Annotated in this window: 11 protein-coding genes; 9 read left to right on the top strand and 2 right to left on the bottom strand. The window is 53.3% G+C overall.

Annotated features, from left to right (window positions below):
* Positions 1-185: 185 nt before the first annotated feature.
* The 5 genes from BMX45_RS26645 (at position 186) to BMX45_RS26625 (ending at position 8,503) form a co-directional block, all read left to right on the top strand.
* Positions 186-1,148 (top strand): ABC transporter permease, encoded by a 963-nt coding sequence (locus tag BMX45_RS26645; protein ID WP_090913275.1) that lies wholly within the window; start codon positions 186-188, stop codon positions 1,146-1,148.
* A gap of 15 nt (positions 1,149-1,163) precedes the next feature.
* A complete protein-coding gene (locus BMX45_RS26640) occupies positions 1,164-2,072 on the top strand; it encodes a carbohydrate ABC transporter permease (protein WP_009592812.1) in 909 nt (302 codons plus the stop codon).
* Between the two features lie 77 nt (positions 2,073-2,149).
* Positions 2,150-3,862, top strand: coding sequence for an ABC transporter substrate-binding protein (locus BMX45_RS26635; protein ID WP_090913273.1), 1,713 nt, complete (start codon positions 2,150-2,152; stop codon positions 3,860-3,862).
* A gap of 126 nt (positions 3,863-3,988) precedes the next feature.
* Positions 3,989-6,388, top strand: coding sequence for a glycoside hydrolase family 95 protein (locus tag BMX45_RS26630; protein WP_090913271.1), 2,400 nt, complete (start codon positions 3,989-3,991; stop codon positions 6,386-6,388).
* A 78-nt stretch (positions 6,389-6,466) separates the two neighbouring features.
* Positions 6,467-8,503 (top strand): beta-galactosidase, encoded by a 2,037-nt coding sequence (locus tag BMX45_RS26625; RefSeq protein WP_090913269.1) that lies wholly within the window; start codon positions 6,467-6,469, stop codon positions 8,501-8,503.
* Positions 8,504-8,630: 127 nt separating this feature from the next.
* Here the strand turns inward: BMX45_RS26625 and BMX45_RS26620 are convergent, their stop codons facing one another.
* Both BMX45_RS26620 and BMX45_RS26615 read right to left on the bottom strand, forming a co-directional pair.
* A complete protein-coding gene (locus BMX45_RS26620) occupies positions 8,631-10,286 on the bottom strand; it encodes a response regulator transcription factor (protein WP_254778278.1) in 1,656 nt (551 codons plus the stop codon).
* Positions 10,246-12,090 carry a cache domain-containing sensor histidine kinase gene (locus BMX45_RS26615; RefSeq protein WP_254778277.1) on the bottom strand — a complete coding sequence of 615 codons (1,845 nt, stop codon included), beginning with the start codon at positions 12,088-12,090 and terminating at the stop codon, positions 10,246-10,248. The genes BMX45_RS26620 and BMX45_RS26615 overlap by 41 nt, the downstream gene beginning before the upstream one ends.
* 124 nt (positions 12,091-12,214) lie before the next feature.
* Between BMX45_RS26615 and BMX45_RS26610 the strand changes: the two genes are divergently transcribed.
* The 4 genes from BMX45_RS26610 (at position 12,215) to BMX45_RS26595 (ending at position 17,451) form a co-directional block, all read left to right on the top strand.
* Positions 12,215-13,096: a carbohydrate ABC transporter permease gene (locus BMX45_RS26610; protein ID WP_009594044.1), complete on the top strand. Its 882-nt coding sequence runs from the start codon at positions 12,215-12,217 to the stop codon at positions 13,094-13,096.
* A complete protein-coding gene (locus BMX45_RS26605) occupies positions 13,096-13,935 on the top strand; it encodes a carbohydrate ABC transporter permease (protein WP_090913265.1) in 840 nt (279 codons plus the stop codon). The genes BMX45_RS26610 and BMX45_RS26605 overlap by 1 nt, the downstream gene beginning before the upstream one ends.
* A gap of 71 nt (positions 13,936-14,006) precedes the next feature.
* Positions 14,007-15,293: an ABC transporter substrate-binding protein gene (locus BMX45_RS26600; RefSeq protein ID WP_090913263.1), complete on the top strand. Its 1,287-nt coding sequence runs from the start codon at positions 14,007-14,009 to the stop codon at positions 15,291-15,293.
* Between the two features lie 115 nt (positions 15,294-15,408).
* Positions 15,409-17,451, top strand: coding sequence for a beta-galactosidase (locus BMX45_RS26595; RefSeq protein WP_090913261.1), 2,043 nt, complete (start codon positions 15,409-15,411; stop codon positions 17,449-17,451).
* Positions 17,452-17,466 lie beyond the last annotated feature (15 nt).

Below are 17,466 nucleotides of genomic sequence, written 5' to 3'. Positions count from 1 at the left end.
CGAGGTTTCCCGGGTCTAACAGCGATCGGAGATACGATCCGGACACGGAGCGGCATAAAGGTCTTTCGCATTTTCCCTCCCACCGTTAATGTCTAATTTTTATATGATTTTTAAGCCAATCCTTCGGGTACTTCCCCGCCCCAGCTTGGTTTATCATCAGGATATACAAGAGAGGAGGGGTTGGTTTGAAAGCGGTAACAAAGACGGAAAGCAGCATCCAACCTGCCGCAAAGAAAAAGAAAGGCTTTTGGACCACTTTCAAAGAGCAGAAAGTACTGTACGGAATGTCGCTTCCATTCATCGTCATTGTATTCATCTTCAGTTATTTGCCGGTGTGGGGCTGGCTGATGGCATTCCAGAATTACAAGCCGGGCAAAGGGATTTTCGAGCAAAAATGGGTGGGCCTGGACCATTTCGTAGCACTTTTCGCGGACGATAAGTTTTATCTGGTGTTGCGAAATACACTCGCCATGAGTTTCATGGGATTGATCGTTGGATTCACGATTCCGATCCTATTCGCAGTCTTGTTGAATGAGCTTCGTGGAAGCGTATTCAAGAGGACCGTACAGACGATATCTTATCTGCCGCATTTTGTGTCCTGGGTCGTAGTTGCCGGTATCGTGACCAAAATGCTGTCCACGGATGGAGGCGCTGTCAATCAGCTGCTGATGTGGCTGGGCCTCATCGATCAGCCGATACAGTTCATGGCGCAGGGGAACCTGTTCTGGTACATCGTAACGGGCTCCGATATATGGAAGGAAATGGGCTGGAGCGCGATCATTTATTTGGCAGCGATTACAGGGATTGATCAGGAGCAGTTCGAAGCAGCCAAGGTTGACGGCGCGAGCCGGATTCGCCAGATATGGCACATTACGCTGCCGAGCATCGCCCCTACGATTGCTATCCTGCTGATCATGTCCATCGGTCATTTGATCAGCATCGGTTTCGAGAAGCAGTTCCTGCTGGGTAATCCGCTGGTCGTGGATTATTCCGAGGTGCTTGACCTGTATGCGCTGAATTATGGACTTGGCATGGGACGTTTTTCATTCGGTACGGCCATCGGAATGTTCAACTCGGTCGTAAGCATCATCCTGCTGCTGCTAGCCAACGGCGTGTTCAAAAAATTCACGAAGCAATCGATTATGTAAGGGGAGGGAAACGGCATGGCACGAACCAAAGCAGCATTCAAGCCCTCGCTCTCCGATCGGGTGTTTGATATCGCGAATTTTACCATCATGGCACTGGTCATGATTGTCACACTCTACCCGTTCCTGAACGTTCTGGCGATATCGCTGAACGATTCCGTTGATACGGTGCGCGGGGGAATTTACATCTGGCCGAGGGAGTTCACGCTGGATAACTACGTGCAGATTTTTAAATACGACGGTTTGGTCACCGGGGCCAAAAACACGATTCTCCGTACGCTTGCAGGGACCTTTCTGGGCTTGCTCAGCGGCACGATGCTGGGCTACGTCCTCAGCAGGGTAGATTTTCAGGGAAGAAAGTTCATGTCGACCTTTCTTGCGCTGACGATGTACTTCTCCGGCGGAATGATTCCGGTATTCATCCTGATCCGCGATTTGAACATGATGAATTCGTTTCTGGTCTACATCATTCCGGGCATGGTGAGCGCGTTTAACGTATTCGTCATCCGGTCTTTCATCGATAGCCTGCCGTACTCGCTGCAGGAATCGGCAAAGCTTGACGGGGCCAACGATTTTACGATCTATTACAAAATCATTCTTCCGCTCTGTAAGCCCGTCTTGGCTACTATCGCCTTGTTCCTGGCCGTCGGGCAATGGAATTCTTGGCTCGATACGTATCTTTACAACGGCAACGCACCCCATCTCACCACGCTCCAATTCGAGCTGATGAAAGTGCTGCAGAGCACCCAAGGGCAAACCAGCGGCATGATGACCGGGCAGAATATGGCCGAGATCGTGAAGCAGGTGTCGCCAGAGTCGATTAAAATGGCAATCACGATCGTGGTAACCGTTCCGATATTGCTCGTGTATCCGTTCCTGCAGCGGTATTTTGTGAAAGGTATGACGCTTGGAGCGGTAAAAAGCTAAGCGCATGTAACGGTATCAGCAGGCACAACGTCCTGTTATACGATAGATGATCAAAAATCGATTTAGGGGGTATAGCAATGAAACATAAGAAGAGATTGTCGCTCCTGCTCGCAATCATGATGATGGCTACATTCGTTCTGGCGGCGTGCGGCAACGGCGACAGCAACAATAGCGCAAACGGCGGCGATGAGGGCAGCGGCGGAAGCGATACGAAGCAGGAAGAGAAGCTCGAGCCGATGACCATGACGTATTACAGCGCGGATTCCAATGCAAACTGGGCCAACATGCAGGATGCGGTCGGGAAGAAGCTGACCGAGAAGACCGGCATTACGATCCAGGCCGAATATGCGGTGGACGGCTCCAATCAGAAGCTTCCGCTGATGGTGGCGAGCGGGGAATACCCGGACTTGGTATTTGCCAAGGGGGACGCCAATCTGTTCGTGGATTCCGGGGCGTTTATCGATCTGACGGATCTGATCGAAGAGCATGCGCCAAACATCAAGAAGGTGTACGGAGAATACATGAGCCGCCTGAAATGGAGCAACGAGGACGAAGCCATCTATGTCCTTCCGACGCTTGCAGCGGTGGACCATCAGGCACTCGATGCCGGCGGCACGTTCCAGATCCAGCATGAGGTGCTGAAAGAACTCGGATACCCTGAACTGAAAACGGTGAAGGATTATGAGAAAGCACTGAAAGACTATGCCGAGAAACACCCGACCATTGACGGCCAGCCGACGATTCCGCTGACGTTGAATGCGGACGGATGGAGAATCATGATCTCGGTAACGAACCCGGCGTTTATCGCGACAGGCGTATCGGATGACGGCGAGTACTATATCGACCCGGAAACAACCGAGGCGAAGCTTCATTACAAGCGGCCGGAAGAGAAGGAATACTTCCGCTGGCTGAATCATATGAACGCCGAGGGCTTGTTGGATAAAGAAACGTTCGTGCAGAAAACGGACCAATACGAAGCGAAAATTTCCTCCGGCCGCGTCCTCGGCGTCATTGATCAGGAGTGGGGCTTCGGCAATGCAACGAACGCACTGAGAACTGCCGGCAAGGAAAACCGCACCTATGCCAGATTCCCGATCCAGCTGGATGAGTCGACGAAAGATGCAACGTTCCAAGACACGGGTTACGTCGCCGGATGGGGCGTAGGCATTACGACATCCGCCAAGGATCCGGTTCGAATCATCAAGTTCCTGGATTATCTGGCTTCCGAAGAAGGGCAAGTTTTAATGAATTGGGGTATTGAAGGCGAGCACTACAACGTGGTGGACGGCAAGCGAGTTATTCCTGAAGACGTCCAAGAGCGCAAAACCTATGACAACGCCAACTTCACGAAAGAAACAGGAATCGGCTTGTACAATGCGATGTTCCCTCGTTATGGCGACGGCGTGAAGGATTCGACGGACAACTATTACACAACGAACTTCCCGGAGACGATCATCGAGAATTATACGCCGGCCGCGAAGGAAACGCTGAAAGCGTATGGCGCGGAAATGTGGAAAGACCTGTGGCCGAAGCAAGAGGAATTTGATGTGAAGCCGTGGGGCGTTGCTTACAACATTCCGGTACCGAGCGACTCCAATATCAATATCACGTACAAAAAGGTGGAAGAGATTACCCGGAAGCGGATTCCGGAAGTCATTCTTGCCGATCCGGCGAAATTCGATGCACTGTATGACCAGTTCATCAAAGAATTGAATGATGCCGGCGCCGAGAAAATGGAGCAGGAATACACCCAATTGGTACGCGAACGCGTGGAACTCTGGAATAATTGAGATAAAGGCGAATCGAAGGGGCCGGCAATATGCGGTCCCTTTTGCCGCTATTCAAGACAGGCTGCTGTTATAATCGGGGACCTCGATTTATTAGAAGAAATACAACCGTAGAAGACATAAGGGGGGATTACGCTGTATTCAGCAGAGCATAAGAACACAACCCTGTGGTACCGGAAGCCTGCGGCTAAGTGGGAAGAAGCGCTTCCGCTTGGGAATGGCCGCCTTGGCGCCATGGTGTTCGGAGGGGTGCAGGAAGAATGCGTTCAATGGAACGAAGATACACTCTGGTCCGGCTTTCCCCGGGACACGAATAATTACGAGGCTCTTCGGTATCTGGCAAAGGCGAGGGAACTGATTGCGTCCGGCAAGTACGCTGAAGCGGAGCAGTTGATCGAGGGCAGGATGGTTGGCAGAAATACGGAGTCCTTTTTGCCGTTAGGAGATTTGTTGATCCGACAGTCGGGAATAGGGGATTCATGCTCGGAATACAGGCGCGAATTAAACCTGGAAACGGGGATTGCTTCCACTCGTTTTCAAGGTGGCGGCTCCGATCATATTTTCAGCAGGGATATGTTCATCAGTGCGGTTGACCAGGTCGGGGTTATCCGTTTTGAAAGCACGGGGAGCGGATCCATCCAATTGGAGATCGGGTTACGTTCACCGCTTCAGCATCGTACATGCACAGGGGAAGACGGGACGCTAGTGTTGCATGGGCAGGCTCCGACCCATATTGCTGATAATTACGGGGGCGATCATCCCGGGTCGGTGCTTTATGAGGATGGGCTGGGCATTTGTTACGAAATGAGGCTGCTGGCCTTGACGGACAGCGGTCAGGTGACGGTCGATGACAGCGGCATGCGCATTCGCGCGGCAGGCTCGGTTACGCTGCTGATTGCAGCTGCTACGAATTTTGAAGGCTTTGATCGTTCTCCGGGTTCTGGCGGTACCGATCCGTCCAGCATATGCAGGGAAAGACTTCAGGACGCTATGCGGCATGATTTTGAACAATTGCGCTCACGGCATGTCCAAGACCATCAAGCCTTGTTCAAACGCGTGGAGCTTCAGCTTGGCCGTCCAGAGAATGAGCGTTCCATAGCAGCTTTAGCCACCGACGAGCGGATGGAAGCGTACCGGAAAGGACGGGAGGATGCTGCGCTCGAAGCGCTGATGTTTCAATTCGGAAGATATTTGCTCATTGCCAGCTCCCGGCCCGGTACACAGCCCGCCCATCTGCAGGGCATATGGAATCCCCATGTCCAGCCGCCATGGAACAGCGATTACACAACGAATATCAATACCGAGATGAATTATTGGCCGGCGGAAACGACGCATCTGAGCGAGTGCCACGAGCCGCTCATCCAAATGATTCGTGAGCTTAGCGTAAGCGGTGCCCGGACCGCGAAGATTCACTATGGCTCCCGTGGATGGGTCGCCCATCATAACGTGGATTTATGGCGAATGGCCAGTCCGAGCGATGGCAGAGCCATGTGGGCCTTCTGGCCAATGGGCGGTGCTTGGCTGTGCCGGCATCTATGGGAGCGTTACCAATTCCACCCGGATCTTGAATACTTGAGGGAAACCGCCTATCCGCTGATGCGTGGAGCCGCGTTGTTTTGCCTGGATTGGCTGATTGAAGACGGGGAAGGGCATCTGGTGACCAGCCCGTCGACATCGCCGGAGAATCAGTTTCTTACTGCGGAAGGTCTGCCTTGCAGCGTGTCGGCAGGCTCGACCATGGATATGGCCATCATTCGCGATTTATTCCATAACTGCATCGAAGCTTCGCAGCTGTTGGAGCAAGATGATGAACTGCGGGAGGAATGGAAGGCGGCGGTCGGGCGCCTGCTGCCTTATGCCATCGATGACGAGGGCAGGCTCATGGAATGGAGCAAGCCGTATCCGGAAGCGGAGCCCGGACATCGGCACGTATCCCATCTGTACGGATTGTACCCCGGCTCCGATATTAGCCTCCAAGATACGCCGCAGCTTGCGGAAGCCGCTTATCGTACGCTTATGTCGCGCATCGGTCACGGAGGGGGGCATACGGGCTGGAGCTGCGTTTGGCTCATTAACCTGTTTGCCCGATTGCAGCAGCCGGAGAAGGCTTATGATTATGTTCGGACCCTGATTTCCCGCTCCATGCACCCCAATCTGCTCGGGGACCATCCTCCGTTCCAGATCGATGCGAATTTTGGAGGCAGTGCCGGACTTGTGGAAATGCTGCTCCAGAGCCATTTGGGTGCCATTCAGCTGCTGCCGGCGCTGCCGAAAGCGTGGGCAGAAGGCTCCGTGCGGGGATTGAAGGCCCGCGGAGGATTTATCGTGGATATGGAATGGAAGGACGGCATTCTTGCGTCCGCAAGCTTAACCTCTACGCATGGCCGGATCTGCAGAATTCAATATTCCGAACCTCTCGCCGTTCGAAGGGAAGACGGGAGCGTTGTGACGACGGGAGATCGGCTTTCTTTTGAGACGGTGAGCGGCATGACCTACCAGATTGCATTGGCTGCCATGGAGGCATCGTGAATAAGGGCTAATCTCGAGCATGGCTGGATGAACGATAACCGGATACGAAATGATGAAGGCTAAAGGAGCTGAATGCTGATGATTAACGAAAAGCTGCCGAAAATGTGGTACGGCGGGGATTATAATCCCGAGCAGTGGGATGCGGAAACATGGAAGGAAGATGACCGCATGTTTAAGCTGGCGGGCATCGATGTAGCCACCATAAATGTATTCTCCTGGGCTTTGAGTCAGCCGAATGAGGATACGTACGATTTTGCTTGGCTGGACGACACGATTGACCGGCTGTACCGGAACGGGGTGTATATCTGTTTGGCAACGAGCACCGGAGCCCATCCCGCCTGGATGGCGCGCAAATACCCGGATGTGCTGCGCGTCGACTACGAGGGCCGCAAACGCAAATTCGGCGGACGCCATAACTCCTGTCCGAATAGCCCCACCTACCGAAAATACGCCAAAATCATGGCAGGCAAGCTGGCGGAACGCTATAAGGATCATCCGGCCGTCCTGATCTGGCACGTATCGAACGAATATGGCGGGTACTGCTACTGCGACAATTGCGCCGCGGCATTCCGGACTTGGCTCGAGCAGCGATATGGCACGCTGGATGCCGTAAACAAGGCATGGAATACCCGCTTCTGGGGCCACACCTTCTATGACTGGGAGGACATCGTCGTTCCTAACGCTTTAAGCGAGGAGTGGTCCGGCAACCGGACGAATTTCCAAGGCATATCCCTGGATTACCGCCGTTTTCAGTCCGACAGCCTGCTGGACTGCTACAAGCTGGAGCGGGATGAATTGAAGCGGATCACGCCGGATATACCGGTGACCACGAATCTTATGGGTTTTTATCCCGAACTGGACTATTTCAAATGGGCCAAGGAGATGGATGTCGTATCCTGGGACAACTATCCGTCGCTGGATACTCCGTACAGCTATACCGCCATGGCGCATGCCCTGATGCGGGGGCTTAAGGGCGGTCAACCCTTTATGCTGATGGAGCAGACGCCGAGCGTTCAGAACTGGCAGCCGTATAACTCGGCCAAGCGCCCTGGGGTAATGCGATTGTGGAGCTACCAAGCGGTCGCCCACGGCGCGGATACGGTGATGTTCTTCCAGCTGCGCCGTTCGATCGGGGCCTGCGAGAAGTATCACGGCGCGGTCATCGAGCATGTCGGACATGAACATACCCGCGTATTCCGCGAGTGCGCCGAGCTGGGCAAGGAGCTGCAGCAGCTGGGGGACCGGATCCTGGATGCCCGTTCCGATGCCAAAGTCGCGATCATCTACGACTGGGAGAACCGGTGGGGCATTGACCTGTCGAGCGGTCCGACCGTCGCCCTCAATTACGTGAACGAGGTCCATAAATATTACGATGCCCTGCACCAGCTGCATATTCAGACCGATATGATCAGCGTGGAAGAGGACTTCCGGAAGTATGACGTTGTCATCGCGCCGGTGATGTATATGGCAAAACTGGGATTTGCAGAACGCGTGGAGGCCTTTGTATCGCAAGGCGGAACCTTTGTTACGACCTTCTTTAGCGGCATCGTGAACGAGAATGATCTGGTGACGCTGGGCGGTTACCCGGGCGAGCTGCGCAAGGTTATGGGAATTTGGGCAGAGGAGATTGATGCGCTGCTTCCGGGCCAGCAGAATCAGGTGGTAATGCGAGGCCGGAAGGGCCAGCTGGAAGGCACCTACGAATGCGGCATTCTGTGCGACGTGATCCATGCCGAGGGAGCAGAGGTCGTTGCCGAATACGGCTCGGACTACTATCAAGGCATGCCATCGTTGACCGTGAACGCTTTCGGACAAGGGAAGGCCTGGTATGTGGCTACAAGCCCAGAGCCTAAATTCCTGCGAGATTTGATGCAAACGATATGCAGCGACCATGGCATTGAGCCTGTCCTGAACGCTCCCGAAGGCGTTGAGGTGACAAAGCGGGTGAAGGAGGACGCGGAGTTTACCTTTGTGCTCAATCACATGCCCGAGCGCAAATCCGTGTCCTTGGATGGGGAAGAAGCCTATGTTGACCTGCTGACAGGGGAGGAGCTTCGGGATACCTGCGAAGTGCCGGCACGAGGCGTGTTGATATTAGAGAAGCGGTTGGGATAGAGATAACATAAGGGCCTTCCAAGAAGAGTGAACAGCTTGGAGCGCTCTCAACAAAAAGCAGAGAAGGCGGGGACTCCCGCCTTCTCTGCTTTATTTTTAATCTGAAGCCTGTCAACCGCTGCCCAGTCTAGGCTTCCTTCTCGTGCAGCTTTCGGAATTCCTTGGGCGAAATGCCCTCTTGTTTCTTAAAAACAAGACTGAAATATTTCTCGTTCTTAAAGCCGACCATTTCGGAAATCGCGGCCATTTTCAGCCCCGGATTTTGCAGCAGGATTTTGGCCTTCGAGATGCGGATCCGGTTCAGATGCTCGGGGATATTAATCCCGTGCTTCTGCTTGAATTTGCGGGAGATGTACTCCCGGCTTACGTGAAACCGGTTTGCAATATCGTACAGGGATACGTCATTCTGATAGTTTTGCTCGATAAACGCCGTGATGTCGTGGATCAGGTCCTGCCCCGTCTGCTTCTGGGACTGCAGCGCCGAGGCCAGCAGGCTCATTAATTGATCCCAATACTGCTGCCATTCCGCCAGGGAGCATACATATTTGTCCGGGCTTGGCCGCTCGATGGTGGCGCTTTCCTCTTTGTACAATTTCAACAAAGCCTCAGACGACGGGTTCGCGGTTTCATGAATGACGTGATGGGCGAACCTATCAATTTCGCGGTCCCATCGCTCCAGAAGCTCGGGCGTGAGAACGCCGCTTTTTCGGATGGCGGCAAGGAACGAATCAACGGCCTCGGCAATGGGAGCAGGCTGACCGCTAAGTACAGCAAGCTTCCAGGTATCCTCGAACCCGCTGAACTGGACGCCCCGATGATGATCCATTCCGGATCGCCGCTGCTGCTCGGCATCGTGGATGAAATGGTTCAGGACCGTTAAATCACGCGAACGCAGGGCATTCGAGCATTGGGCATAGAGCTCGGGAACGTCTACCGGATATTGACCTTCCGGACTTATGCCAAAATGCATCTGGCGCGACAGCGTCCGAAACATCCCGCTATTGATCTCTTGAAGCAGCGTAGGGACCGTGGCGAGCTGTTCCCACAGTAAGAGAACCAGTTGATGCGGCGATCCGAATGGACGGAAAGCGACCCCGATCCGGTCCTTTTGCAGAAATTCATTGCAAATATTCAACAGGGCGAACATCAGCAGATCCTGATGATGGCCGAAGCGGCCGTACAGCGCATGATCTGACTTGTCGAATTGCATGACGGCCAGGCGTATCGCGTTGGTCTGCGCCGGCACGATACCTTCATCCCTGAGGCGGTTGACCACCTGGGAATGGGCGCTCCTGTCATCAATAAGGCTGGATAACAGCTTCTCCGAATAGACCGGTCGATACTCGTTCACCTGAACATGCTGCTGCCTCGCCGCAAGGCGTTCATGTTCCTCCGCCTTCCAGGCCGCGGTCGCCTTGGCGACCGCTTGGTTGATGACGTCCTCTTCGATGGGTTTCAGGATATAATCCGTGCCGCTGTACCAGATGGTGTTGCGCACGAATTCGAAATCGTCATGCCCGCTGATCACGATGAATTTGATGTCCGGGTAATGCTTGTGGATCCATTCCATGAGATCCACGCCGTTTTTGAGGGGCATCAGCATGTCCATCAGCACAAGATGGGGCCGAAACGCCGGGATCAGCTCCATCGCCTCCAGCCCGTTGGCCGCTTCCTCTATATCGGTAATCCCGTGCGCTTCCCACTGTACCAGCAGGCGGATGGCTTTGCGCACGCGAGACTCGTCATCCACGATCAATGCCTTCATCCGTTTCACCTTCCACATTTATAGTCAGCACAACACGAAAGCCGTGCGGCTGGTTGTTTTCGATGTTGAATTTGGATTTTCCACGATAGTACAGCCTCAGCCTCGTCATGATGTTGATGAGTCCGATTCCGCTGCTGTCTTCCGTCTCCAGCTCGGACACAACCTGAAGCTGTTCCAGATCCAACTCTTCCATCCGAAGCAAATGCTCCTGAAGGGCTTGGAACGGCTCCTCCTGCATCCCGTTTCCGTTATCTTCGACCGTAATCTGCACGATCGAGGCCGATAGGCGCCGGCTTGTCAGCGCAATGTAATTGTCTTGCTCCAAGGGGTTCATGCCATGCTTGAAAAAGTTTTCGATCAGCGGCTGAACCAGCATCTTCGGAATCAACACCTGCAGAGTCGACTCATCCACATCGTAACGGAAGTCGAACTGATTCTCAAATCGTTCCTTCTGAAGTTCCACGTAATCCTTGATGTGATCGAGCTCCGTGGCCAGCGTGACCGGCTTGTCCGTATTGTACATGCTGTATCTCATCATCCGGGCCAGAGCGGAGATCAGGGAGTAGATCCTCTTCATGCCATGCTCCAGGGCAAGGGTGCCGATGGTCTGCAGCGCATTGTTCATGAAATGGGGATTCACCTGCGCCTGCAGCGCCCGGAGCTGGTTGGTCCGGTTCGCCAGCTTCAGCTTGTATTCCTGCAGGATGAGGTTATTGATCGTATCCATCATGCTGCCGAACCTGCGATGGAGGGCTCCGATTTCGTCTTTGCGATTGGACGAGATATCCACGGTCATTCGTCCGCTTTTGACCTGGCTCATGAGGCCAACCAATTCGCGGATCGGGGCCGTGATGTACACCGAAATCCAGATCGTGGCGGCGATGATGAGAATAAGGGACACGCCGATCAGCAAAATATTGACGAAGGCAGCTTTGTCCGCGCTGCTTAAAATATAGGAGGAAGGAATCTCCTTGATCATCGTCCAGTCGCTGACCGACGTCTTGATATTGTTATATAAATAGATTTTGTTGTTATACTCGAAATGGCCTTCCTGCTTGCCGGATTGCTTGATGCCGGCGTACCAGTCCGCCTGGACCTGTTGTCCCAGCATTTCGTCATTGCCGGCATACATGATATACCCGTCTTCATTGGCGATGTACAGCTGCTCATGATCAGGCTGGAACAGCTGGCCGCTGATCCGGCTCAGGAAATCCATGTCCAGATCGATGGCGAGAATGCCCAATCGTTCGGTTGAAGGGACCCGTTCAATGACCCGGTACATCGTGAATACTTGTTGATCGGCTTCATAGGGGTAAGCTAACTGAAACCCGTACGTATGAAGGGGATGCGGCGGCTGAAAGACCACCGTATCGTTACGGAGATCGGGAATCTCGGGATAGAGGTTGACCTCGCTTGTTTTTCTGGCGATATCCTGCGCGAATAACGTGGCTTCCCGTTTGCCGTCGACGTAAAGATAGACCTGTCTGGAGCCGCTGATGGCTTTTTGAATGGATTGCAGCGTGGCGGATTGCCTGCCGCTGGCGTTGATGTTCTCATGACTGTAATAGAGGCTGCGGAAAAAATCGGGGTCCGAGTAGACCGTAAGGGAACTCCGGTTCATCTCTTCCAAATAGCTCTCCAAATTCAACCGTCCCTGATAGAGAAGGTTCATATTCTCAACAACGGCCCGTTCCTTGAGCGAGTTGGTTGTCATGACATAACTGATGATCATGGAAATGGTGGTCGGAATGATGGTCGCCATGATCATGAAGGTAATCAGTTTGGTGCGGATGCTGTTCCAGTTCCAGTTCAATTTTTTCACCGCCGATCAATTTTCTATACCAATTAGTTCACATCCTATGGTAGTCCCAAGGTCTTCATCTTAGCATAATTAAATCATAGAGAAATGGATAGAGAAACGATAGGACAAGCGGAGGGGGATTAACATGAACAGCAAGAGAACGGCTGCTTTGACGCAGCAGTTGGTTTATATCGGACCCGCGCTGCTGTTTTTCGGTATTACGATCATTATCCCATTTGTGATGGGGATGTATTACTCGTTTACCGACTGGAACGGCGTTTCAGGGAACGTCGAATGGGTCGGGCTGGACAATTTCAAACAGATTTTCACAAATGACAGCGCATTCGCCCAATCCTTTTGGTTCACCACCAAATTTACGATCGTCGGCGTGCTTCTGACGAATTTGGTCGGATTCTTCCTGGCCTACTTCTTAACGAAAAATATTCGGGCGCGCAACTGGCTGCGGACGATATTCTTCATGCCGAACGTGATCGGCGGATTGCTGCTCGGCTTCATCTGGCAGTTTATCTTCATAAAAGGCTTTGCAACCGTTGGCGAAGCGACGGGAATTCCGTTTTTTAATCTTCCGTGGCTGGGAGACGAAGTAACCGGCTTCTGGGGCATCATCATGGTATTCGTATGGCAGTCGTCAGGCTATCTGATGGTCATCTACATCGCCTCCATTACGAACGTGTCCAAGGAAGTCATGGAAGCTGCCGAGATTGATGGGGCCAACCGGTTCCAAGTGCTCAAGAGCATCATCGTTCCGCTCATTATGCCAGCGGTTACCGTATGTTTGTTCCTGGCGATTTCCTGGTCCTTCAAAATGTTCGACCTGAACCTGTCGCTGACCAAGGGCGGACCTTACCGCTCCACGGAATCGCTAGCGATGAACGTGTATAACGAGGCATTCCTGAACAACCGGTACGGTCTCGGCACGGCCAAGTCCTTGATCTTCTTCCTGGTCGTTGCCGTCATTACGCTCATTCAAGTCCGTTTAACGAAGCAGAAGGAGGTTGAAGCTTAATGAGATCGAAGAAACCTCCCATGTCGGCCTCCACGATCGTATTGCAGATTGTGATGGTCATGGTTGCCTTGATCTTCTTGGCACCGTTCTACTTCCTGCTGGTAAACTCGGTCAAATCGCTGGGCGATATTATGGTCGACGCGGCCAACTGGCCAACGGCCTTTCACTTTGACAACTACAGCAAGGCTTGGGAAATGACCCGCTTTCCGGAAGCATTCACGAACTCCATCATCATTACGGTCATCAGCAATCTGATCATTGCCCTGCTGAGCGCGATGGCAGCTTACCGGATGGTCCGGTCCAATACGAGATTCAATCGAATCGTGTTCATGCTGTTCGTATCGGCCATGGTCATTCCGTTCCAATCCATTATGATTCCATTGCTGCAGGTCATTAACTTTCTCGGCGTCAACAACAGCATCGTGGGTCTGATTCTCAGTTATCTCGGACTCGGCATCCCGCTGTCGGTCTTCCTGTTCCACGGTTTCGTGAAAGGCATTCCGCTGGAGATCGAAGAGGCCGCCACGGTCGACGGCGCTTCTCCGTTCAGGGTATTTGCCCGCATCGTTATGCCGATGCTGAAACCTATGATGGTAACGGTCATCATCCTGAACTGCTTGTGGGTCTGGAACGACTACCTGTTGCCATCCTTGATCCTGCAAAGTCCGGAACTGCGGACGATTCCGCTTGCGACCTTTGCGTTCTTCGGGCAGTATTCGAAGCAGTGGGATATGGCGCTGCCGGCGCTCGTGCTGGGCATTACGCCGATCATCATCTTCTTCCTGTCACTGCAGAAGTACATCGTTGAGGGCGTCGCTGCCGGCTCCGTTAAGGGGTAAGGGCAGCGGGCGCCTCGCCCATAACCGGTTTTTCCATCTTTATATATAATCATTATCAGGGGGTAGTAAAGATGAACAAAATGAAATTATCACTCGTGATGCTGCTGGCTTTCTCGCTGCTGCTTGCAGCTTGCGGCGGCAAGTCGGAAGCAGGCCAGGGCGGAAGCTCGAATGGAGCTTCCGGCGATGTCAAAACGGTCAAGATTTTTCAATTCAAAACCGAGATCGTGGACGGCTTGAATGAGCTTAAAGTCGAATTCGAGAAGGAATACCCGAACATCAAGCTGGATATTCAAACGGTAGGCGGCGGCGCGGACTATGGTGCTGCATTGAAAACCAAATTCGCATCCAACGATGCGCCGGATATTTTCTCCAATGGCGGCGACGCCGAGATGGAGATGTGGATCGACCGTCTCGAAGATCTGTCCGATCAGCCTTGGGTGAACGATCTGGTCGATATGGCGAAAGAGCCGATGACCAAAGACGGTAAAGTATACGGCATGCCGATGAATCTTGAAGGATGGGGTTACATCTACAATAAGGATTTGTTTGAGCAGGCCGGCATTACCGAGCTTCCAAAAACATATACTCAGCTGGCAGATGCCGCGAAGAAGCTGGAAGCCGCAGGCATAACTCCTTTTGCGAACGCTTACCAGGAATGGTGGTTGATCGGCAACCAGGGCATTAACCCGGCATTCGCCCAGCAGGATGACCCGAATGCGTTTATTCAGGGCTTGAACGACGGTACGCAAAAATTCGTGGGCAATGGGAAGTTCGAAGAGTGGACCAAGCTGATGCAGCTGACATTGGACCACGGCAACAAGAATCCGCTGACCACCGACTACAATACGGCCATTTCCCTGCTGGCTACAGGCAAAGCCGCCATGATGCAGAACGGGAACTGGGCTCAAACCGAGATCGATGCCATCAATCCGGATCTGAATCTCGGCTACCTGCCGATGCCGCTTGGCGACAATGCCGAGCAAAATGACAAGCTGAACGTCGGCGTACCTGCGAACCTGGTCATTAACAAAGATTCCGCGTCGAAGGAAGAAGCGAAGATCTTCCTGAACTGGTTTGTCACATCCGATATCGGCAAAGAGTACATCGTGAAAAAATTCAAATTCATCCCGGCCTTGAAGACCATTGAAGCAACGCCTGAGGATATGGGCGATTTGGGTTCGGCCGTATGGGAGTACGTGCAGGCAGGCAAAGTGCTGCCAAGACAATCCGCGAAGTTCCCTGACGGCGCGGCGCAAGAATTCTCCGGCGCGATGCAGGCATTCTTCGCCGGCAAATCCGATACGAACAAAATGCTTGAAGATATGCAGACATCCTGGGATAGCTTGAGCAAGTAAGGAGCCATGCAAAATTTAAGTTAGCAGACCGTTCATAAGAGGTATGATCCCTTGTCCGACAAGATAGGGGGTGGTACCTCTTTTCTATAGCAGAGTCTACGAAGGAGGCAATTCTATGATTAATCAACGTTTTCCTAAGATATGGTATGGCGGGGATTATAACCCCGAGCAATGGGATAAGGCAACAATGGAAGAGGACCTGCGGATGTTCGAGCTGGCGGGCGTCGACGTGGCGACCCTCAATGTATTCTCCTGGGCCAAAACGCAGCGCGATGAGGAAAGCTATGATTTCGCGTGGCTTGATGAAATTATGGACCGTCTGGCGGAGGAGCAGGTTCACGTCTGTTTGGCAACCAGCACGGGGGCGCACCCTGCTTGGATGGCCAAGAAATACCCGGACATCCTGCGCGTCGATTACGATGGACGCAAACGCAAATTCGGCGGCCGCCATAATTCATGTCCGAACAGCCCGACCTATCGCAAATTCTCCGTGCTGATGGCGCGCAAGCTGGCTGAACGGTACAAGGATCACCCGGCGCTGGTCATCTGGCACGTCTCCAATGAGTATGGCGGATATTGTTATTGCGACAACTGTGAGCGTCAGTTCCGCGTCTGGCTGAAAGAGCGTTACGGGTCGCTCGATAAGCTGAACGCTGCATGGAATACCGGGTTCTGGGGTCATACCTTTTACGAATGGGACGAGATCGTGGTACCGAATGCGCTCAGCGAGGAATTCGGCGGAAACCGGTCGTTCTTCCAAGGAATATCACTGGATTACCGCCGTTTTCAGTCCGACAGCCTGCTGCAATGTTACCGGCTGGAAAGAGATGAGCTGAAGAAGGTCACGCCGGATATTCCGGTTACCACCAATCTGATGGGCTTTTATCCGGAGCTGGATTACTTCGAGTGGGCGAAGCATATGGATGTGGTGTCCTGGGACAACTATCCCGCGATCGATACGCCGGTGAGCTTTACGGCGATGTCGCATAACCTGATGCGCGGGCTCAAAAGCGGACAACCGTTCATGCTGATGGAACAGACCCCGAGCGTTCAGAACTGGTCGCCCTACAACTCCGCGAAGCGTCCCGGCGTCATGCGGCTGTGGAGTTATCAGGCTGTAGCGCACGGCGCGGATACGGTCATGTTCTTCCAGCTCCGCCGTTCCGTAGGGGCGTGCGAGAAATTCCACGGCGCATTGATCGAGCATGTGGGACATGAGCATACCCGGGTCTTCCGGGAGTGCGCGGAGCTGGGGCAAGAGCTGCAGCAGCTCGGAGACAAGCTGCTCGACTCCCGTTCGGACGCCAAGGTGGCGATCATGTATGACTGGGAGAACCGCTGGGCGCTGGAGCTGTCAAGCGGGCCTTCCAAAGCCCTGAACTACGTGGATGAGGTTCATAAATATTATGACGCGCTGTATCAGCAGAATATCCAGACCGATATCATCAGCGTCGAAGAGGATCTGAGCAAGTATGATATCGTGATTGCCCCCGTGATGTACATGGTGAAGCCGGGGGTTGCCCAGCGCGTGGAGCGGTTCGTATCGCAGGGCGGAACCTTTGTGACCACCTTCTTCAGCGGCATCGTCAATGAGAACGACCTGGTGACCCTCGGAGGTCATCCGGGCGAGCTGCGCAACGTGACCGGCATATGGGCTGAGGAAATCGATGCCCTGCTGCCCGGAATGCAAAATCAGATCGACATGAAGCAGGATTGGGGATCGCTGCGTGGAAGTTATCCATGTGGAATTTTGTGCGATGTCATCCATGCGGAGACGGCGGAGGTTCTGGCTGAGTACGGATCCGACTTCTACAAAGGCACGCCTGTTTTAACGAAGAATGCGTTTGGCGAAGGGCAGGCCTATTATGTGGCCAGCAGTCCGGATGCGCAGTTCCTGCAAGGGTTTCTTGCCAATCTGTGCGAAGAACAAGGCGTGAAGCCGCTGCTGGATACACCACAAGGGGTAGAGGTGGTGGAGCGGGTGAAGGACGGAAACTCCTATCTGTTCATATTGAACCATAATGCCGAAGAGATGACGTTTGATGCAGGTTCTGCCAATTCGTTCGATCTCCTGGGCAGCCGGCAGGTTACGGGCCATGTCACGATTCCGGGAAGGGACGTCATGATTCTGGAACGGGCTGCCGCCGCCCGGGCTTAAAGAGAGCAAGGAGAT

It is taken from the genome of Paenibacillus sp. cl141a, assembly GCF_900109305.1.
GTDB lineage: Bacteria > Bacillota > Bacilli > Paenibacillales > Paenibacillaceae > Paenibacillus_AQ > Paenibacillus_AQ lautus_A.
This window is presented reverse-complemented; position numbering and strand designations above follow the sequence as displayed.